The sequence below is a fragment of the Helcococcus ovis genome (assembly GCF_004524775.2).
Classification (GTDB): domain Bacteria; phylum Bacillota; class Clostridia; order Tissierellales; family Peptoniphilaceae; genus Helcococcus; species Helcococcus ovis.
Window position 1 is genome coordinate 420,524 of record NZ_CP119081.1, and the last position, 20,810, is coordinate 441,333.

Genomic DNA, 20,810 nt, shown 5'->3' on the forward strand with positions numbered 1-20,810 from the left:
ATGACATTAGGCTATTTTGTAATAGTACCTTTTGTATTATATGTAATATGTAATATAATATATGTATAATTTTTGGAGGTAATATGAATAAAAAAGTTAAAATTATTATGTATTCATGTATTGTTGTTTTAATTTCTTTGGTTAGTTTTAATTTTGGAAGAAAGAGTATGCAACAAGATATAAAAAATACAACAATAAATTCAAGCAAAAAAGAAATTAAAATATTAAATTTTGATAGAGTTAATAAAAATATTTCATCTTTAGTTGATTTGATAGAGATAAAATATTTACACAAATTTAAATATGAAGATTTAGAACAAGGTATATATAAAGGTATGATTGATTCATTGAAAGATCAATATTCAACATTTTTTAATGAAGAAGAATTTAAGGAATTAATGAATCATACTTCAGGAGAATTTTCAGGGGTTGGTATACAAGTAGGGGTATCTGAAGATGGATATATTGAAGTTATTGCACCAATAAAGGGATCTCCTGCTGATAATGCAGGTGTTAAACCGGGAGATAAAATTTCTAAAATAAATGGTGAAGTATTTTTAGGAAAAGATTTAAATAAGGCCGTTAAAATAATGAGAGGAAAAGAAGGCGAATCAGTTGTTCTTACAGTAAAAAGATTAATAGACAATAAAGAACAAGATATTAATATTAAAATTACAAGAGCTGTAATTAATTTAGAGTCTGTATATCCAAAAATGTTGGATAATAATATTGGATATGTTTTAGTAACAAATTTTCAGGAAAATACAGCTAAAGAATTTGAAAAAGCTATAAAGGACTTAAAATCTCAAGGTGCTCAAAAATTGATTTTGGATTTAAGAAATAATCCAGGAGGACTTTTGGATTCGACGGTAAACATTGCAAATATGTTAATGAATAAAGGGATACTTATAACTGCTAAAGATAAAAATGGAAATGTGGAAAAATACGAGACTAAAGATGGTACATTAACAGATATGCCGATGGTAACATTAATTAATAAAGGTTCTGCATCAGCATCAGAAGTTATGTCCGGAGCATTAAAAGATAGAAAAAGGAGTATACTTGTTGGTGAAAATTCATATGGTAAGGGAGTAATTCAACAAATATTTCCATTTAATATAGATAATAAAAAAGAAGGATTAAAGATTACTATAGCTGAGTTTTTCACACCTAATGGAAATCAAATAAATAAAAAAGGTATAAAGCCTGATTATGAAGTGAAAATTCCGGGAAACGTGAAAAAAATAGGAGTTGATAATTTAGAAAATGATACACAACTACAAAAAGCTATTGAATTATTAAAATAAAGAAAAGAGTAATAATGACAGAATTTAATTTACAATCAAAATTTAAACCGATGGGAGATCAATCAAATGCAATAAAAACTTTGGTTGAAGGATTAAATAATGGAGATAAATTTCAAACATTAAAAGGTGTAACTGGTTCAGGTAAAACCTTTACTATGGCTAATATAATACAAAATGTAAATAGACCTACTTTAGTTTTAGCTCATAATAAAACTTTAGCTTATCAGTTATTTCAAGAGTTTAAGGAATTTTTTCCAAATGATTCTGTTGAATACTTTGTATCATATTATGATTATTATCAACCTGAAGCCTATGTATTTGCAACAGATACATATATTGCTAAAGATTCGTCAATAAATGATGAAATTGATAAAATGAGACACTCTGCAACAGCTGCTTTATATGAAAATAGAAATGTAATTATAGTGGCATCAGTTTCTTGTATTTATGGTTTGGGAGATCCGATTGATTATGAAAAGATGACAGTATCTTTAAGACCCGGAATGGAAATAGAAAGAGATGAAGTTTTAAAGAAATTAATCAATATACAATTCATGAGAAATGATATCGATTTTTCAAGAGGTACATTTAGGGTTAGAGGAGATATTGTAGATATATTTCCTGCTAATGCTACTGAAAATATATATAGAGTAGAGTTTTTTGGGGATGAAATAGATAGAATCTCAGAACTTAATTACTTAACTGGTGAAGTCATAAAACATTTAAATCACATCATGATTTTCCCGGCATCTCATTATGCAACTTCTAGAGATAAGATAAGTCTTGCAGTTAAGAGTATAGGTGAAGAACTACAAGAAAGATTAAAATGGTTTAATGATCATAATAAATTATTGGAAGCCCAAAGATTAGAGCAAAGAACAACCTATGATATTGAAATGCTTACAGAAGTTGGATTTGTATCGGGTATTGAAAATTATTCAAGACATTTAAGTCAAAGAGCTCCCGGTTCTAGACCATTTACATTATTAGACTATTTTCCAAAAGATTGGCTTTTGCTAGTTGATGAGTCACATGTTACTTTACCACAAGTTAGAGGAATGTATGAGGGAGACAGATCCAGAAAACAAAACCTTGTAGATTATGGATTTAGGTTACCATCAGCACTTGACAATAGACCTTTAAAGTTTAATGAGTTTGAACATTTGATAAATCAGGCTATATTCGTTTCAGCAACACCTGGAGAATATGAAAAAAATCATCAAAGTATAGAAGTTGAACAGGTTATTAGACCAACAGGATTGTTAGATCCTATAGTTGAAGTTAGACCAACAGAAAACCAAATTGATGATTTGTTTAATGAAATTACAGAAAATACAAAAAATGGGTATAGAACGCTTGTAACAACATTAACAAAAAGAATGGCAGAAGATTTGACTGATTTTATGAAAGATCATGGTATAAATGTTACCTATTTGCATTCAGACATAGATACAATAGAAAGAGTTGAAATTTTAAGAGATTTAAGACTTGGGAAATATGATGTTTTAGTGGGGATTAACTTATTAAGGGAAGGTTTAGATCTTCCTGAAGTGTCTTTGATAGCCATTATGGATGCGGATAAAGAAGGATTTTTAAGATCTGAAACATCTTTAATCCAAACTATTGGTAGAGCTGCTAGAAATGAAAATGGTAGAGTAATAATGTATGGGGATTCTATTACAAAATCAATGAATGTAGCGATAACTGAAACTAATAGAAGAAGAAAAATTCAAGAAGAATATAATAGAAAACATAATATAAAACCAAAATCAATTATAAAAGAAATTACAAATATCGTTACTGTATCAATGGCGGCTGAAAATTCTGAAATATATAAAACGGATACAAAATCTGTATCAACAGAACAAATGCATGAAATCATTGTAAATCTTGAAAAAGAAATGATTTCTGCTGCTGAAGTTTTGGATTTTGAAAAAGCAGCAAATTTAAGAGATCAAATAAGAAAATTAAAAAAAGAGTATGGAATTTAGGTGATTAGATGAGTTTAGAAAAAATAATAATAAAAGATGCAAGGGTAAATAACTTAAATCACATTGATCTAGAATTACCTAGAGATAAGATGATTGTTTTTACTGGACTTTCCGGTTCAGGAAAATCTTCTTTAGCGTTTGATACAATTTATGCAGAAGGGCAAAGAAGATATGTAGAGTCATTATCATCATATGCTAGACAATTTTTAGGTCAAATGGATAAACCTGAAGTAGAATCTATAGAGGGTTTATCCCCTTCTATTTCAATTGATCAAAAAACTACTAATAGGAATCCACGTTCAACAGTTGGAACTGTAACTGAAATATATGATTATCTAAGATTGTTGTTTGCAAAAGTTGGTCTTCCTCATTGTCCTGTATGTGGAAAAGAAATAAAAGCTATGTCTATCGATCAAATGGTTGATAGAGTATTAGAACTTGAAGAAAGAGATAAAATTTTAATTTTGTCACCAGTTATTGTTGCAAAAAAAGGTGAACATAAAAAGATTATTGAAAATATAAAGAAACAGGGATTTACAAGAATAAGAGTAGATGGAAATGTTTTAGATTTATCTATTGATGAAATCGAATTGGAAAAAAATAAAAAACATGATATTGAAATAGTTGTTGACAGATTAGTTATTAAAGATGGTATTGAATCAAGATTAGCCGGTTCGTTAGAAACTGCCTTAGATTTATCTGACGGAAGGGTTGTAGTTAATGTCATAAATAAAAAAGAATTTGTTATGTCATCATCACTATCTTGTCCTGATGGACACATGTCTTTAGGGGAAATATCTCCAAGATTATTTTCATTTAATGCTCCTTTTGGGGCATGTAGTGCATGTGACGGTTTAGGATATCATAAAGCGGTAGATCCGGAACTGGTAATACCTAATTATGAGGAATCTATCGATGATGGTGCCATTAAACCATTTGCAACAGCAAAAAAAGGGACGTTTTACTACGAAATATTTAGAGAATTAGCAAGGTTAAATAATTTTGATATGCAAACACCATTATCAAAAGCACCTAAAAAATTAATTGATGAAATACTTTATGGTTCGGATAAAAAATTAAAAATTAATTTTTCGTCACATTTTAAAGACGGTGGGAAAGATTTTAAAGTTGTAATGTGGGAAGGAGTGATTGAAAATTTAACAAGAAGACAAAATCAAACTTTTTCTGATGCAATGAAAAATAAAATAGAAGAATTTATGTCAGAGAATCAATGTGAAGTTTGTCATGGAAATAAATTAAAACCTGAAGTTTTATCCATTACAATTAATGATAAGTCTATTATTGAGGTAACTGATTTATCAATTAGAGATGCATACAAATTTATAGAAAATATTAAATTTAGCGAGTCACAAAGTATTATTGCTCAGCCTATAATTAAAGAAATTAAAGCAAGATTAAATTTTTTAAATGAAGTAGGATTAGATTATCTTACAATGTCAAGACAAGCGGGCACCCTTTCAGGGGGAGAATCTCAAAGAATTAGACTTGCTACACAAATTGGTGCTGGATTAGTAGGAGTTGTTTATGTTTTAGATGAACCAAGTATCGGTTTACATCAAAGAGATAATGAGAAATTGCTTAAGTCATTAAGAAATTTAACTAATTTGGGAAATACATTAATTGTTGTAGAGCATGATGAGGATACTATGAAGGAATCCGATTTAATTGTTGACATTGGGCCAGGGGCAGGTGTGCATGGTGGTAATGTCGTTGCTAAAGGTACTTATAATCAAATAATGAAGAATACTAAATCTATTACTGGTCAATATCTTTCGAGAAAAAAATTCATACCTGTTCCTGCTAAAAGAAGAAAACCATCTGGATTTATTGAAATAAAAGGGGCTAGACAAAACAATTTAAAAAATATTGATGTAAAAATTCCTTTAGGAGTAATGACATTAATTACAGGAGTTTCAGGATCTGGAAAATCATCACTGATTAATCAAATTTTTTATAATGGACTTATGAAAAAATTACATGGTTCAAGAGTTATAGTTGGAGAACATGATGAAATAACAGGTGTGCAACAAATTGATAAAATTATACAAATTGATCAAAGTCCGATAGGTAGGACACCACGTTCAAATCCTGTGACATATACAAAGACATTTGATAATATCAGAGATGTTTTTGCGATGACAAATGAAGCTAAAATGAGAGGATATGATAAAGGCCGATTTTCATTTAATGTAAAGGGAGGACGTTGTGAAAATTGTGATGGCGACGGTGTAATAAAAGTTGAAATGCACTTCTTACCGGATGTTTATGTTCCATGTGAAGTGTGTGGAGGTAAAAGATACAATAGGGAAACACTTCAAGTAAAATATAAAGATAAAGATATTTCGGATGTATTAAATATGACTGTTGAAGAGGGGCTTGAATTTTTCAAAAACCATGAACCAATAAAAAGAAAACTTCAAACATTAAATGATGTTGGGTTATCATATATCAAATTGGGGCAGCCATCAACACAACTTTCAGGTGGGGAAGCTCAAAGAATTAAGTTATCTAGCGAACTAGCTAAACGTTCAACAGGGAAAACTCTATATGTTTTAGATGAACCAACAACAGGTCTTCATACGGCTGATATTCATAAATTGGTTAAAGTATTAAATGATTTAGTAGAAGCAGGTAATTCGGTTGTAGTAATTGAACATAATTTAGATGTAATAAAAACAGCTGATTATATCATTGATTTAGGACCTGAAGGTGGAGATGGTGGTGGTATGATTGTCGCAGAAGGTACACCTGAAGAAATAGTAAAAGTAAATGAATCATATACAGGAAAATTTTTGAAACCTTATTTGGAAGAAAAAAATAAATAAAATATTGATTTATATAATTTAATATGTTATTATATTCCAAGAAAAAAATTAGGAGAAATAATATGCTAAAAAAATCAATTTTAACAATGGATAAATTAAAGAAAAAAGATATTTATAACATTTTAGATGATGCATTATTATTTTCTAATTCTTTTAAAGATTGGCATTTATCTCGTAAGAGATTAATTGCCAATCTTTTTTTTGAGCCAAGTACTAGAACACACTATTCATTTATATCAGCAGAGAATCAGTTGGGATTAAATATTGCAGATTTTAATCCTCAGACTAGTTCTCTTACAAAGGGAGAAAGTCTTTACGATACGGTAAAGACTTTTTCTTGTATAGGATATGATGCAGTTATTATTAGACATACTCAAGATAATTATTTTGAAGAATTGGAAAATATTGATGTACATATAATTAATGCTGGAGATGGTAAGGGAAATCATCCAAGTCAATCGCTTTTAGATTTGTATACTGTTTATGATGAATTTAAAACTTTTGAAAACATTAATGTATTAATTGTAGGAGATGTGAAGCACTCTAGAGTAGCACATTCAAACATACATGCTTTTGAAAAGATGGGTGCAAATGTTAAAGTTACCGGACCATTAGAACTTATGGATAAAGATGATAAGAGATATGTTAATTTTGACAAAGGGATAAAGTGGGCAGATGTAGTTATGCTTTTAAGAGTTCAATTTGAAAGACATGGAGAATTGTTAAAAATTAAAAAAGATGAATATCTTAAAAAATATGGTTTGACTATTGAAAGATATGAAAAAATGAAAAAACATGCAATAATAATGCATCCCGCTCCGGTTAATAGAGGCATAGAAATAGATGATTTACTTGTGGAATGTGAAAAATCAAGAATATTTAGACAAATGACAAATGGTGTATATATTAGAAAAGCCATGATTAAATATATTTTTGATGAAGAATTTTAGGAGTATTTATGATTATAAAAAATGCAAAAATTGTTGTAAAAGGCAACGAAACAAGAATAGTAGATATTAGGATAGAAAATGGTAAGATAAGTAAAATTTTAGATAATATTGAAAATGCAGGAAATGAAAAAATAATTGATGCTGGAAATAATTTAACAATTCCCGGAGGAATTGATGTACATGTTCATTTAAGAGAGCCGGGATATGAATATAAAGAAACTATTAAAAACGGTACTATGGCAGCAGCTAAAGGAGGATATACAACGATATTACCAATGCCGAATTTGAATCCTCATCCGGATAATGTAAAAGCTTTCGAAAAATATTTAAATAAAATAAAACAAGATGCAGTAGTTAAAGTAATTCCTTATTCATGTATTACAATTTCATCTAAAGGTGAAGAACTTGTAGATATGGAAGCTCTAAATAAAATATATGGAGTTAGATATTTTACAGATGATGGAGTTGGTGTAGATACAGAGAAAATTATGAAATTAGCAATGATAAAGGCTAAAGAAATAAATGGTCTTATAGCGGCACATACAGAAGATATGAGTTATAGAAAGCTAAATTCATGTGTTCATGATGGTGAAAATGCTAAAAAAAATGGATGGGTGGGAATCCCATCAGAAACAGAATTTAAGCAGATTGAAAGAGATTTAAGATTAGCGGAAGAAACAGGAGCTAAATATCATATTTGTCATATTTCTGCAAAAGAATCCGTTGAACTGTTAAGAAAATCAAAGGATAGAGGAGTTGATGTTAGTGGGGAGGTAACTATTCATCATTTATTATTAACCGAGGATGATGTTAAGGATACAAATGCTAAAATGAATCCACCACTTAGAACAAAAGAAGATAGAGAATCTTTAATAAATGGATTATTAGATGGAACAATAGATTTTTTAGCTAATGATCATGCCCCTCATTCAGAAGAAGAAAAAAAACAAACTATGGAAAAAGCTCCATTTGGAATTGTTACTATAGAAACTGCAATACCACTTTTTTATACAAATTTTGTAAAAAAAGGAATAATAACTTTAGAACAATTTATTGAATTTACTTCATTGAAACCGGCGAAAAGATTTGAAATAAAAGGAAAAGGTAAAATTGAAGAAGGATATGATGCAGACATTGTTATTCTTTCAGATGATGAAGAAGTAATAAATAAAGAAAAATTTTTGTCAAAAGGGAAAAATACCCCATTTGATGGATATATTTGTCAAGGATTTCCTAAAATTACAATATGTGGAGGTAAGATAGTATGGGAAAAGTAAGGTATTTGATATTAGAAGATGGAAGCTATTTTGAAGGGAAAGCATTTGGTGGAGATAATTTTAAAATTGGTAAAATTATCTCTAATACGTCAATGTTAGGTTACCAAGAGATACTTTTAGATAATAAAAATTCAGGTAAAATAGTTACATTAACTTATCCGATGATTGGTAGTTATGGAATAACTAGAGAAGGTTTTGAAAATATGAATCCTTATATATTTGGAATTATTGTTGGAGAAAAGACAGATGGTCCAAGTAATTGGAAAAGTCAAATGACATTGAATGAATATTTACAAATTAAAAATATTCCTGCTATAGAAGGAATTGATACGAGAATGTTGGCAAAAAAAATAAAGAAATCCGGAGAGTTAAAGGCGACTTTTTCTGACACAATAGAAAATTTGGAAGATGTAGTTAATGAGCTTAAAATTTCATTATTAGATGAAAACTTTATTGAAAAAATTTCTGTAAATAAGCCATTTAGAATTTCAAATAATGGAGATAAAATTTTAGTTATTGACAATGGTTGCGTAGAAGAAATTTTAAGGGAATTAAATTGTAGAGATAAAGATATTTCGGTTGTACCTTACAATTTCTCTTCAGAAGATATATTAAAAGTTCATTCAAAAGGGGTTATTATTTCAGATGGGCCGGGAAATCCTGAATTAATGACAAAGCAAGTTGAAAATATAAAAAAATTAATAGGAAACATTCCACTTTTTGGAATTGGACTAGGGCATCAATTAATTTCTCAAGCATTAGATATTAAAGTGCGAAGATTAAAATATAGTAAGAGAGGTGGAAATTATCCGGTTAAAAATATTTTAACTGGAAAAATTAAAAATGTAGAAATGAATAATGAATTTACATTAAAAAAAGAAAACTTAAGAAAAGATGTGCAAATAACACATATAGATGTAAATTCTGGAGATGTTGAAGGAATAAAATTAGATTCTAGTTTTATAAATAGTATTCAATATAAACCTGTATATTTCGAAAATGAAAAAATTGAAGAATATGAAACTTTTTATAGTAATATTGCTAAATTTGAAATAAGTAAAAAGGAGAAAAAAAATGCCTAAAAGAACTGATATAAAAAAAATATTAGTAATAGGATCTGGTCCGATTATAATAGGTCAAGCTGCAGAATTTGATTATTCTGGGTCGCAAGCGTGTCAATCACTAAAAGAAGAAGGTTATGAAGTTGTTTTGGTAAACTCAAATCCTGCAACAATAATGACGGATATTAATATTGCTGATAAAACATACATAGAACCGTTAACTGTTGAATTTATTTCAAGAATAATAAATATTGAACATCCTGATGCAATTTTAGGTACATTTGGTGGACAGACAGGATTAAATTTAGTTGTTGAATTAGATAAATCCGGTGTACTGGAAGCTAATAATGTTGAAATAATCGGTACTACATTAGATGCTATTGAAAAAGCTGAAGATAGAGAAAAATTTAAAAATTTAATGATAGAACTTGGAGAACCCATCCCTGATTCAACAATTGTTCATACATTGGAAGAGGCTCGAAAATTTGCAACTGAAATAGGATATCCGGTAGTTGTTAGGCCTGCATTTACACTTGGAGGAACAGGTGGAGGATTTGCAAGAAATGATGAAGAGCTAAGAGATATTACAGATAATGGATTAAAATTATCTCCGGTAGGTCAATGCTTGATTGAAAAAAGTATTGCTGGATTTAAAGAAATTGAATACGAAATGATGAGGGATAATAATGATAATGCAATAGTTGTATGTAATATGGAAAATGTTGATCCTGTAGGAATTCATACAGGTGATTCAATAGTTGTTGCACCTACTCAAACTTTAACAAATGATCAACATTTAAAATTAAAAAAGGCATCATTAAAAATTATAAGAGCGTTAGGAATAAATGGGGGGTGTAATGTTCAATTAGCTTTAGATACTGATACGGATAATTATTATGTAATAGAAGTGAATCCAAGAGTATCTAGATCATCAGCATTGGCCTCAAAAGCTACAGGCTATCCGATAGCAAAAATAGCGGCTAAAACTGCGGTAGGAATGACTTTAGATGAAATTGTAAATCCTGTTACAAAAATTAATTATGCTGCAACAGAGCCTTCAATAGATTATATAGTAGCAAAATTTCCAAGATTTGCTTTTGATAAATTTATAAGTGCGGATAGGAGGATGGGAACTCAGATGAAGGCTACCGGGGAAGTAGTTTCAATGGGGAGAAATTTTGAAGAAGCAATATTGAAATCCATAAGATCAAATGAAATGAAGACGGATCATATTATATTAAAAGATATGCCACAAACTGAAGAAGAACTTTATAAAAAGATTAAGTTTAGAGATAGCGAAAGAATATTTGCCATCATGGAGTATCTAAGAAAAGGATATGATTTGGAAAAAATTTATCAATTGACAAAAATTGATAGATTCTTTTTAGAAAAATTAAATCATATTAAAGAGTTAGAAGAAAAAGTAGATAATAAAGAGTTTGAAAATCTTAAAGAATTTAAGAAATATGGATTTTCAGATAGCTATTTAGCCAGAAAATGGGATATAACTGAACTAGAATTATCTGAAATGAGAAAGAAAAAGGGGATTATACCTGTATTTAAGAGAATTGATACTTGTGCGGGTGAATTTGAATCCAATACTCCATATTTCTATTCAACTTATGCAGATGAAAATGAAAGTGAATCATCAGATAATAAAAAAGTTATAGTTTTAGGTTCCGGACCAATTAGGATAGGTCAAGGTGTAGAATTTGACTATACTACGGTAAATTGTGTAAAAACATTAAAAAAATTAGGATATGAATCAATAGTAATAAATAACAATCCTGAAACGGTATCGACAGATTTTTCAATTTCAGATAAATTATATTTTGAACCGTTAACGGTTGAAGATGTTATGAATATCGTGGATTTAGAAAATCCTTTAGGTGTTATTGTTCAATTTGGGGGACAAACTGCAATAAATCTAGCTTCATCACTTGAAAATAGGGGGGTTAAAATTTTAGGTACATCTCTTCAATCAATTGATAAAGCAGAGGATAGGAAATTATTTGAAGAAATGTTACAAAGATTAGAAATCCCACAACCTAAAGGATATACATCAACAACAGTTGAAAAGTCTGTAAAAATTGCAAACGAAATAGGATATCCCGTTTTAGTTAGACCATCATATGTTTTAGGTGGTAGAGCTATGGAAATTGTAAAAAATGATGATGACTTAAGAAAATATATGAAAGAAGCCATAAAAGAAATTACGCATGATTCTCCTATTTTAGTAGATAGATATATTAAGGGAAAAGAAATAGAAGTTGATGCAATATCAGATGGAGAAACAGTATTTATACCAGGAATAATGGAACACATTGAGAGTGCGGGAATCCACTCTGGTGATTCAATGTCCGTATACCCAACTCAAACCTTAAAACAAGAAATTAAAGATAAAATTGCAGAATATTCAATAAGAATAGGGAAGGGATTTAATTTCGTAGGACTATTCAATATTCAATTTATTGTTGACGAAAATGATAAAGTATATGTACTTGAAGTAAATCCTAGATCAAGTAGGACGGTGCCGTTTTTATCTAAAATTACGGGAATTAAAATGTCAGATATTGCGACTCAACTTATCATGGGGAAAAAATTAAAAGATTTTGGGCTTAAGGATGGCGTGTATAAAGAATCATCAAAAGTTTTTGTTAAAGCACCAGTATTTTCATTTGCAAAATTACGTTCGGTAGATACAACATTAGGCCCTGAAATGAAGTCTACAGGTGAGGTTATGGGATCTGATGATAATTTAGAAAAGGCTTTGTATAAAGCGTTAGTATCAGCAGGAATAAAAATCCCAACGTATGGATCTGTTTTATTAACAGTTTCCGATGAAAATAAAGAAAATATTTTAGAACTTGCAAAAAGATTTGCAAAAGTAGGATATAGAATTTATGCAACACCTGGTACTTATACATTTTTACAAAAAAATAAAATTTACTCTAAAAAAGTATCAAAAATAATGGAAAATGAAGAAGAAAATGTTTTAGATTTAATTGTTAAAGGAAAAGTAAACTTTGTAATTAACGCAATATCACAAAATAAAGAAGCTGCAAATGATGGATTTATGATTAGAAGAGTTTCAGCTGAAAATTCAATACCATGTTTTACATCTTTAGATACAGCTAATGCAATACTAAAGGTAATAGAATCACAAACATTTAATTTATTATCAATGAATGAATTGGAGAACTTATAATGATAAAATATCAAATTATAAAATCAAATGAATTGATTGCTAAAGATACATATAAAATGGTTGTATTTTGTGAAAATACCTCAGATATTAAACCTGGACAATTTATAAATATTAAAGTTGAAGGATTTTCACTTAGAAGACCAATTTCTATATGCTCGATAGATGATGATACATATACAATAATATATAAAATTTTTGGAGATGGCACAAAAAAAATGTCTAAAATGAAATCAGGAGATTGCATTGATGTAATGGGATTTTTAGGAAATTCATTTCCTATTTTTAAGAATCAGGATGAAATTTTAATTATAGGAGGTGGTATAGGAGTTCCACCATTATATGAAGTTGCTAAACGATATAGAAGGTTAGGAAAAATTGTAAATGTTGTTTTAGGTTTTAATGATAAAGACTCAATATTCTTAAAAGATGAATTTTCTAGATTAGGCTGTAATATTTATGTAGCTACAATAGATGGAAGTTTCGGATTTAAGGGAAATGTAATTGAACTAATTAAACATTTTAATTTAAAGGGATTTGTGTACTCTTGTGGTCCCAATATAATGTTAAAAGCTGTTGAATCAAATTTTAGAGATGGTTATATTTCTAAAGAATCAAGAATGGCTTGTGGAGTAGGAGTTTGCATGGTATGTGTATGTAAAGCAAAAAAAAGTGAAGATAATTATTATAGAATTTGTAAAGAAGGGCCTGTATTTAAGATTGGAACGGTGGAATGATGGATATAAGTACTGAAATTAATGGTTTAAAATTCAAAAATCCAATTATGCCGGCGAGTGGATGCTTTGGCTTTGGAGAAGAATTTTCAGAATTTTATGATTTAAATATTTTGGGAGGAATAGCAATTAAAAGTATTACCCCGGAAACTAGATTTGGAAATCCAACACCTAGAGTTGCAGAAACTCCATCAGGAATGCTTAATTCAATTGGATTACAAAATCCTGGCTTGAATAAGGTTATAGAAAATCAGCTTGTATTTTTAGAACAATTTGATACTAGGATTTTAGCTAATGTGGCAGGGGCAACAGAAGAAGATTATATAGAAGTTATTGAGGCATTAAATGATTTAGACGTTGTAGATGCATTTGAATTAAATATTTCATGTCCAAATGTTAATCATGGTGGTATTGGATTAGGAACAAATCCGGAATTGGCATTTAATATTACAAAATTAGCAAAAAAACATTCAAGAAAGCCTTTATATGTAAAATTATCACCTAATGTTACAAACATTGTGGAAATAGCTCAGGCGGTTGAAAAAGCGGGAGCAGATGCAATAGTAATGATTAATACTTTAATTGGAATGAAAATAGATATTAAGTCAAGGAAAACTCTTATAGCTAGAAAAATTGGCGGATTAAGCGGACCGGCAATTAGACCTATAGCTATAGCGATGGTATATAAGGTATATGAAGCGGTAAATATCCCGATAATTGGAGTTGGAGGGATTGAGACTTGTGATGATGTAATAGAATTTTTAATGGCTGGAGCGTCAGCTGTTCAAATAGGTATGCAAAATTTTATAAATCCTTATGTTTGCAAAGAAATCATAGAAGAATTGCCAAGTAAATTAAAAGAGTATGGTTTTAATTCAGTTAAAGAAGTTATAGGAGTAGCACATGAATAAATGTATTTTAGCATTAGATTTTGAAAATGCAATCGATGCGGTAAGTTTTTTGGATAATTTTGATGAACCTATATATGTAAAAGTAGGAATGGAGCTATTTTATGGATCTGGTTTGCAATTAATAAATGAAATAAAAAATAGAGGGCATAATATTTTTGTAGATTTAAAATTACATGATATACCTAATACTGTTAAAGGTGCAATGAGAAATTTAGCTAAATTAGGTGTTGATATGGTAAATGTACATTGTGCAGGTGGGATAAGCATGATGAAAGCAGCTATTGAAGGACTGGAAGAGGGAAAATTAAATAAGAAAAGACCGTTATGTATTGGAGTTACACAATTAACATCCATATCACAAGAAATTATGAATGAAGAACTTTTAATTAAGGGAAATATTACTGATACAGTACTACACTATGCAATAAATGCAAAAAAAGCGGGATTAGATGGGGTTGTATGTTCGGTTTATGAATCAAAAATTATTCATGAGGTATGTGGTAATGATTTTCTAACAATTACACCGGGTATAAGACTTAAAGGTGATTGTAAGGATGATCAAAAAAGAGTTGCAACACCTGAATTAGCAAAAGAAGAGGGCGGTGATTTTATAGTTGTTGGTAGAAGTATAACAAGAAGTAAAAATCCAAATAAAACATATATTAAAATTGAAAATATTATGAGAGGTTGATATGCAAGAATATAAGAAGGAATTTATTGATTTTATGCTTGAAAGTAATGTTTTAAGGTTTGGAGATTTCACACTTAAAAGTGGAAGAAAATCACCATTTTTTATGAATGCGGGATTATATAAATCTGGAAGTCAATTAAAAAAAATTGGAGAATTTTATGCAAAAGCCATTAAAGAAAATTTCGGTTTAGAATTTGATGCTATTTTTGGACCGGCATACAAAGGAATTCCATTATCAGTTACGACATCTGTTGCACTTTATGATTTATATGGTAAAGAAGTGGTTTATTCTTCAAATCGAAAAGAAATAAAAGATCATGGAGATACAGGAATATTTTTAGGCGATAAACTTAATAGTAAAATGAAAGTTTTAATTATTGAGGACGTAACAACCTCTGGAAAATCAATTGAAGAAACATATCCAATAATAACACAAAATAAAAATATAGAAGTAATCGGTTTAATTGTATCATTAAATAGAATGGAGTATGGAAATTCAAAAGATAAAACAGCATTAGAGGAAATTTCTGAAAAGTATAGAATAAAAACTTGTTCAATTGTATCAATGGATGAAGTTATAAAATATTTAAGAGAAAATACTGAATTAATAAATAAACAAATAGAAAACTCTTTAGATGATTACTATAATAAATATGGAGTAAAATTTGAAAAATGAAAAATATTTGGTTTACCTAAAAAAATGCTTTACAATAAATAAATAAAGTGTTAATATATCCATATAGAAAGAAAATAAAGGAGATTTTTATGAAAAAAGGTAAACATATATTACTCTCAATTATGCTTTTATTAAGTATAGTTGTAGTTGGTTGTCAAGCACAAAAAACAAAAGAAACTAAAATGGAAAAAGAAAAAAATGTTAAGACATCTGAAAAGAAAACTGTAACTGTTACAACTTCATTTTTACAAGATATGGTTGATGTTTTAATTGGAAACAAAGTTAATACAGAACTTGTGATTCCAGCTGGCGAAGATCCACATTTATATGTAGCTAAACCGGAAGATTTAGGAAAAATACAAAAAGCTGATTTACTTTTATATCATGGACTTCATTTTGAAGGTAAAATGGTAGAAGTATTAGAAAAAAAAGGTGTAGCTGTAAGTAAGGATTTTGATAAATCAAAAATCAATCAAATGGAAGAAGATGGAAAGATGCAAATTGACCCACACTTTTGGTTTGATTTAGGATTATACAAAGATGCATTTACAGTTGCAAAAGATTCTTTAGTAAAATTATTACCTGAAGAAAAAGAAAATTTGGAAAAAAATTATAAAGCTTATGTTGCTAAATTAGCAGAATTAGATAAAGAAAATAAAGAAAAATTAGGACAAATTCCAAAAAATAGTAGATACTTAATTACTCCACATGATGCATTTCAATATTTCTCGAAAGCATATAAAATTGAAGTAATGGCACCTCAAGGTGTAAGTACAGATTCTGAAGTTGCAAATAAGGAAATAGAAGGAACCGCAAAATTTATTGCAGAACACAAGATAAAAGCGATATTTGCTGAAAGTACAACAAATCCTGAAAGAATGAAAAAATTACAAGATGTTGTAAAATCAAAAGGTTTTGATGTTAAAGTTGTAAGTGGAGATGGTAACGAATTATTCTCCGATTCATTGGCACCAAAAGGTGAAAAAGGTGATAATTTCTTAGATATGTATAGACACAATATTGAATTAATTGTTAATAACTTAAAATAAACGTATATAATAAACATATATATTGCTAAAAAGATTAGATTTGCTATCTTTTAGCTTTCTCCCTATTAAAATTAGATAAAAATAATCCCTACAAAACACTATGATATGCTATTTATAAATTAGATAGGTAAAAAGTACTTATTAAGAAAGTTATAGTTTTATTGGTGTTGTTGGGATTATTTTTATTTATAGCATATTTAAATAATATAAAGAATTAAGAAGTTAAGAATGTTATAATAGTTATAATATAATATAAAGATGGTAAATAATTTAAAATGAGGATAAAATGACAGATATTATTATTAAAGTTGAAAATTTAACTACATCATATTTAGATAAAGTTGCGATAAAAGATATAAATTTAAATATACCTAAAGGAGTTAGATGTGCTATTGTTGGTCCAAATGGAGCGGGCAAATCAACATTGTTAAAATCAATCTTGGGTTTAGTTAAATATGATAATGGAAATGTTGAAGTTTTTGAAAAAACAATAAAGGAAGTAAGTAAAAATATAGCGTATGTACCACAAAAAGGATCGGTAAATTGGGATTTCCCAATATCTGTTTTTGATGTTGTTTTAATGGGAAGATATGCATATATTCCTGTTGGAAGAAGACCATCAAAAAAAGATAAAGAAATAGCAATGAAATCTCTAAAAATAATGAATATGACAGAATTTAAAAATAGACAGATTTCCGAACTTTCTGGAGGACAAAAACAAAGAGTTTTTTTAGCTCGTGCATTATGTCAACAAGTGGATTTATATATGTTGGATGAGCCATTTACCGGAATAGATATAACAACAGAGAAGCTAATTGCTGATAAGTTTTTTGAATTACAAAAATTAGGAAAGACAGTTATTGCTGTTCATCACAATTTGAATACTGTTAAGGATTATTTTGATTATATAGTAGTTTTAAATGAGAAGGTTGTATATAGTGGAAGTATTGATAATCCGGAATTAGATAAAAAATTAGAGATTGCATTTAGGGGTTGATATGGAAATATTAAAAACATATTCTTTTCAGATTGTAGCTATTGGAACTATAATTTTAGCTATTGTTTCTAGCTTTGTTGGAAGTATAAATGTTTATAAGGGACAAAGTTTAATAGGTGATGCTATGGGGCATTCAACATTTTCAGGTATTGTGCTTTCTTTCATATTGTTTTCCAGTAGAAATCCGGTTATTTTATTAGGTGGAGCAATGCTATCAAGTGCAATTTCTTATTATTTAATCCAATTTGGAAGAAAACATTCAAAAATAGGTTTAGATGCTAATATGGCTATATTTTTGTCAGGATTTTTTGGCTTAGGAATGGTTTTAAAATCATATATCCAAGGAAATAAGGCGTTTTCAGGGGTTTCACAAGCTGGATTAGAAAACTATATTTTTGGACAAGCAGCATATTTATTAGAAGAAGATGTTAAGTTGATTTTAATTGCATCTATGATTTGTATTTTTATAATATTATTCTTTTTAAAAGAATTTAAGGTTTATTTATTTGATAAAGAATATGCTAAATTAATTAGAATAAATACGGGATTATTAGATTATTTAATATTATTTATGACTATATTAGTTATTGGAGTGGGAATTAAAGCTGTTGGAGCTGTTTTAATTAGTTCATTTTTAATTATTCCTACCGTAAGTGCCAGTCAATGGACAAATAGATTTTCAATATTGCTTTTGATTAGTTCGGTTTTTGGAGCAATTTCGGCATTTGTAGGAAGTTATGTCTCAACAGTATTTGCTGGCTTTTCAACGGGTCCGTCCATTATATTAATTTCAGGAATTTTATTTGTTATTTCATTTATTTTTGGTCGAAATGGCATAAGAAGAAAGGTGGGGTAAAATGACAGATGCATTATTGGTTTTAATTTTTACTGCCATTTCATGTAGTTTGCTTGGCGTTTTTATGGTTTTAAGAAAATTGTCCATGGTAACAGATGCTATAAGCCATACTGTTTTGTTAGGGATAGTTTTAGTATTCTTTTTTGTTAACGACTTAAGATCTCCGCTTTTAATATTTGGAGCAACAGTTATAGGTGTGTTAACGGTTATATTAATTGAATCTTTGGGTAATTTAAATACAATAAAATATGAAGATAGTATAGGTGTTATTTATCCGGTTTTATTTTCAATTGCAGTAATTTTAATTAGTAAGTATTTCAGAGGAGTGCATTTAGATACAGATATTGTATTAGTTGGAGAAGTAATATTTTCAAGTTTAGAACATGTAGAAATTTTAGGTTTCAATATTTCTAAAAGTGTATTGCAATCAGGGATTACGTCTATAGTTGTATTAACATATATTGTTTTGTTATTTAAAGAATTAAAGGCTACTACATTTGATAGAGATTATGCAAAATTAATAGGAATTAATACTTTATTTATATTTTATTCTTTAATGACAATGAGTTCATTTGTATCGGTTATATCTTTTGAAGCTGTAGGAGGAATGCTGGTAATATCATTTTTTATAGCACCTGCAGCAACGGCTTTGATAATAACTAAAGACTTGAAATATACATTATTGTATACAGCAATTATTGCGACTATAAATTGTATAATAGGATATATTTTTTCGCTATATTTAAATGCATCCATGTCAGGAATGTGTTCATTTGTAAATATGCTTACATATATTGTCTTTTTATTATATAATAAATATAGGAATAAAAATAATTAGAATTAGAGAGGGTTCAAATGGAAGTAAATGCACAAAGAGAAGACTATTTAACAACTATTTTCAAATTAAATAGAACAGGTGGAGGTGCAACTAACAAGTCTATAAGTGAATGGCTTGATATTAGCCCTGCTTCTGTAACTGAAATGATAAAAAAATTGAAGACAGATGGTTTATTAAAAGATTCTAAAAAAATAGAACTTTCTGAAGTAGGTGAAAAACTTGCTAAAGATATTCTTTCAAAACATAGACTATGGGAAACATTTTTACAAAACGTTTTAGATTATGATTGGAAAGATGTTCATGAACATGCTAAAAAATTTCAATCTGTTACTAATGATGAATTGTTTAATAGATTAAATAAATATTTAGGATTTCCTGATTATTGTCCACATGGATCAATAATCTATGTAAATAGTGAAGAATCTAATCACGACTTGATTCGTCTTTCAAATGCAACTCCTAATACAGAGTATAGAATTCGTAGAATAAGAGATAATAGAGATTTATTAAACTACGTTGAAAAAATAGGATTCGATATAGGAGATAAAATATTTGTAGAAGGATTTGATCCTTTTGATGATACGGTCATTGTAAATGTTAATGGGAAAAATTTAAGAATTTCTCCTAAAGCTAGTGTAGATATCTATTTAAAAAAATAATGCAGGAGAATAAGTTGAAAAAATTAACTTTAATTGGTGATAGTATAACAGAATATAACTATAGAGCTGCAAAAAATTGGGCAATGTGGTTAGAAGAAAATACTGATTATGAAATACAAAATTTAGGAATTAGTGGAACGGGGTTTTATGTTACAAGTCCATATATCAATAGAATTTCAAAAATAGATAAAGATGTTGATATTATAGGGATGGCAATTTCATTTAATGATTTAAATCATGAAATAACTTTACCATCAGGCACTGCTGATGATGAGGGTAAGGATACATTATGTGGTTGGGCGATAAAATTTTTTGATGAATTAATTTATAATTTTCCTAATACCCCTATAATTGTATATTCTCAAGGCCCATGGCAAAAATATAGACTTGGAGTAAAGGAAAGTGATCAATATTTAAGAAGTATATCTAAAATATGCGAAGACAGAGGATTACCATTTTACACTGATTTATATTTTAAAGGGTCGGTATTAAGACCTTGGATTGAAGAAAATAGAAAAAAATATTTTACATCAGACAACTATGAATTAGGAGATTATGGGGTAGTTGACAATATCCATCCTAATTCATTAGGACATAAAGTTATTTATAAGTATTTAAAACATTTATTTGAAATAAATACAATATAATTTTTCTAAATGTATTATAAAAATATGAAAAATTTTCATTTATTAAGAAAAGTTAATCTTTATAGAAAAAAAGATTGACTTTTTTATTTTTAAATGATACATTTATTAAATACTA

At 28.6% G+C, this 20,810-nt stretch carries 17 protein-coding genes; all 17 read left to right on the top strand.

From position 1 onward, the window contains the following. Positions 1 to 83 precede the first annotated feature (83 nt). A complete protein-coding gene (locus tag EQF90_RS01985) occupies positions 84 to 1,307 on the top strand; it encodes a S41 family peptidase (protein ID WP_134710416.1) in 1,224 nt (407 codons plus the stop codon). A gap of 14 nt (positions 1,308 to 1,321) precedes the next feature. Then, the gene (gene uvrB, locus EQF90_RS01990; protein WP_134710418.1) at positions 1,322 to 3,298 is read left to right on the top strand and encodes an excinuclease ABC subunit UvrB; all 1,977 of its coding nucleotides are present in this window, start codon (positions 1,322 to 1,324) and stop codon (positions 3,296 to 3,298) included. Positions 3,299 to 3,306: 8 nt separating this feature from the next. Beyond that, a complete protein-coding gene (gene uvrA / locus EQF90_RS01995) occupies positions 3,307 to 6,144 on the top strand; it encodes an excinuclease ABC subunit UvrA (protein WP_134710420.1) in 2,838 nt (945 codons plus the stop codon). Between the two features lie 62 nt (positions 6,145 to 6,206). Continuing rightward, entirely contained in the window at positions 6,207 to 7,094 is an 888-nt protein-coding gene (locus tag EQF90_RS02000) for an aspartate carbamoyltransferase catalytic subunit (protein WP_134710422.1), read from the top strand. 8 nt (positions 7,095 to 7,102) lie between these two features. Then, positions 7,103 to 8,371, top strand: coding sequence for a dihydroorotase (locus tag EQF90_RS02005; RefSeq protein WP_134710424.1), 1,269 nt, complete (start codon positions 7,103 to 7,105; stop codon positions 8,369 to 8,371). Beyond that, the gene (locus tag EQF90_RS02010) at positions 8,359 to 9,453 is read left to right on the top strand and encodes a carbamoyl phosphate synthase small subunit (protein ID WP_134710426.1); all 1,095 of its coding nucleotides are present in this window, start codon (positions 8,359 to 8,361) and stop codon (positions 9,451 to 9,453) included. The genes EQF90_RS02005 and EQF90_RS02010 overlap by 13 nt, the downstream gene beginning before the upstream one ends. Next, complete coding sequence (gene carB, locus EQF90_RS02015; RefSeq protein WP_134710427.1) at positions 9,446 to 12,640, top strand: carbamoyl-phosphate synthase large subunit; 3,195 nt, start codon at positions 9,446 to 9,448, stop codon at positions 12,638 to 12,640. The genes EQF90_RS02010 and carB overlap by 8 nt, the downstream gene beginning before the upstream one ends. Continuing rightward, on the top strand, positions 12,640 to 13,374 hold the full coding sequence (locus EQF90_RS02020; protein WP_134710429.1) for a dihydroorotate dehydrogenase electron transfer subunit: 735 nt from the start codon (positions 12,640 to 12,642) through the stop codon (positions 13,372 to 13,374). Before carB ends, EQF90_RS02020 begins: the two co-directional genes overlap by 1 nt. Further along, positions 13,374 to 14,282, top strand: coding sequence for a dihydroorotate dehydrogenase (locus tag EQF90_RS02025; RefSeq protein WP_134710431.1), 909 nt, complete (start codon positions 13,374 to 13,376; stop codon positions 14,280 to 14,282). Before EQF90_RS02020 ends, EQF90_RS02025 begins: the two co-directional genes overlap by 1 nt. Beyond that, positions 14,275 to 14,973, top strand: coding sequence for an orotidine-5'-phosphate decarboxylase (gene pyrF / locus EQF90_RS02030; protein ID WP_134710433.1), 699 nt, complete (start codon positions 14,275 to 14,277; stop codon positions 14,971 to 14,973). The genes EQF90_RS02025 and pyrF overlap by 8 nt, the downstream gene beginning before the upstream one ends. A gap of 1 nt (position 14,974) precedes the next feature. Beyond that, entirely contained in the window at positions 14,975 to 15,649 is a 675-nt protein-coding gene (gene pyrE / locus EQF90_RS02035; RefSeq protein ID WP_134710435.1) for an orotate phosphoribosyltransferase, read from the top strand. Positions 15,650 to 15,738: 89 nt separating this feature from the next. Next, entirely contained in the window at positions 15,739 to 16,698 is a 960-nt protein-coding gene (locus EQF90_RS02040) for a metal ABC transporter solute-binding protein, Zn/Mn family (RefSeq protein WP_134710437.1), read from the top strand. Positions 16,699 to 16,984: 286 nt separating this feature from the next. Next, a complete protein-coding gene (locus tag EQF90_RS02045; protein ID WP_134710438.1) occupies positions 16,985 to 17,695 on the top strand; it encodes a metal ABC transporter ATP-binding protein in 711 nt (236 codons plus the stop codon). A gap of 1 nt (position 17,696) precedes the next feature. Next, a complete protein-coding gene (locus EQF90_RS02050; RefSeq protein ID WP_134710440.1) occupies positions 17,697 to 18,551 on the top strand; it encodes a metal ABC transporter permease in 855 nt (284 codons plus the stop codon). Between the two features lies 1 nt (position 18,552). After that, positions 18,553 to 19,389 carry a metal ABC transporter permease gene (locus tag EQF90_RS02055; protein WP_134710442.1) on the top strand — a complete coding sequence of 279 codons (837 nt, stop codon included), beginning with the start codon at positions 18,553 to 18,555 and terminating at the stop codon, positions 19,387 to 19,389. Between the two features lie 17 nt (positions 19,390 to 19,406). Next, positions 19,407 to 20,048 carry a metal-dependent transcriptional regulator gene (locus tag EQF90_RS02060; RefSeq protein ID WP_134710444.1) on the top strand — a complete coding sequence of 214 codons (642 nt, stop codon included), beginning with the start codon at positions 19,407 to 19,409 and terminating at the stop codon, positions 20,046 to 20,048. 14 nt (positions 20,049 to 20,062) lie between these two features. Continuing rightward, entirely contained in the window at positions 20,063 to 20,695 is a 633-nt protein-coding gene (locus tag EQF90_RS02065; RefSeq protein ID WP_167603976.1) for an SGNH/GDSL hydrolase family protein, read from the top strand. The last annotated feature ends 115 nt before the right edge of the window (positions 20,696 to 20,810 follow it).

What these genes read in the sequence shown, in the direction of transcription:
- EQF90_RS01985 (WP_134710416.1), top strand. Translation starts at nt 84, where the DNA reads ATGAATAAAAAAGTTAAAATTATTATGTATTCATGTATTGTTGTTTTA.
- uvrB (WP_134710418.1), top strand. Translation starts at nt 1,322, where the DNA reads ATGACAGAATTTAATTTACAATCAAAATTTAAACCGATGGGAGATCAA.
- uvrA (WP_134710420.1), top strand. Translation starts at nt 3,307, where the DNA reads ATGAGTTTAGAAAAAATAATAATAAAAGATGCAAGGGTAAATAACTTA.
- EQF90_RS02000 (WP_134710422.1), top strand. Translation starts at nt 6,207, where the DNA reads ATGCTAAAAAAATCAATTTTAACAATGGATAAATTAAAGAAAAAAGAT.
- EQF90_RS02005 (WP_134710424.1), top strand. Translation starts at nt 7,103, where the DNA reads ATGATTATAAAAAATGCAAAAATTGTTGTAAAAGGCAACGAAACAAGA.
- EQF90_RS02010 (WP_134710426.1), top strand. Translation starts at nt 8,359, where the DNA reads ATGGGAAAAGTAAGGTATTTGATATTAGAAGATGGAAGCTATTTTGAA.
- carB (WP_134710427.1), top strand. Translation starts at nt 9,446, where the DNA reads ATGCCTAAAAGAACTGATATAAAAAAAATATTAGTAATAGGATCTGGT.
- EQF90_RS02020 (WP_134710429.1), top strand. Translation starts at nt 12,640, where the DNA reads ATGATAAAATATCAAATTATAAAATCAAATGAATTGATTGCTAAAGAT.
- EQF90_RS02025 (WP_134710431.1), top strand. Translation starts at nt 13,374, where the DNA reads ATGGATATAAGTACTGAAATTAATGGTTTAAAATTCAAAAATCCAATT.
- pyrF (WP_134710433.1), top strand. Translation starts at nt 14,275, where the DNA reads ATGAATAAATGTATTTTAGCATTAGATTTTGAAAATGCAATCGATGCG.
- pyrE (WP_134710435.1), top strand. Translation starts at nt 14,975, where the DNA reads ATGCAAGAATATAAGAAGGAATTTATTGATTTTATGCTTGAAAGTAAT.
- EQF90_RS02040 (WP_134710437.1), top strand. Translation starts at nt 15,739, where the DNA reads ATGAAAAAAGGTAAACATATATTACTCTCAATTATGCTTTTATTAAGT.
- EQF90_RS02045 (WP_134710438.1), top strand. Translation starts at nt 16,985, where the DNA reads ATGACAGATATTATTATTAAAGTTGAAAATTTAACTACATCATATTTA.
- EQF90_RS02050 (WP_134710440.1), top strand. Translation starts at nt 17,697, where the DNA reads ATGGAAATATTAAAAACATATTCTTTTCAGATTGTAGCTATTGGAACT.
- EQF90_RS02055 (WP_134710442.1), top strand. Translation starts at nt 18,553, where the DNA reads ATGACAGATGCATTATTGGTTTTAATTTTTACTGCCATTTCATGTAGT.
- EQF90_RS02060 (WP_134710444.1), top strand. Translation starts at nt 19,407, where the DNA reads ATGGAAGTAAATGCACAAAGAGAAGACTATTTAACAACTATTTTCAAA.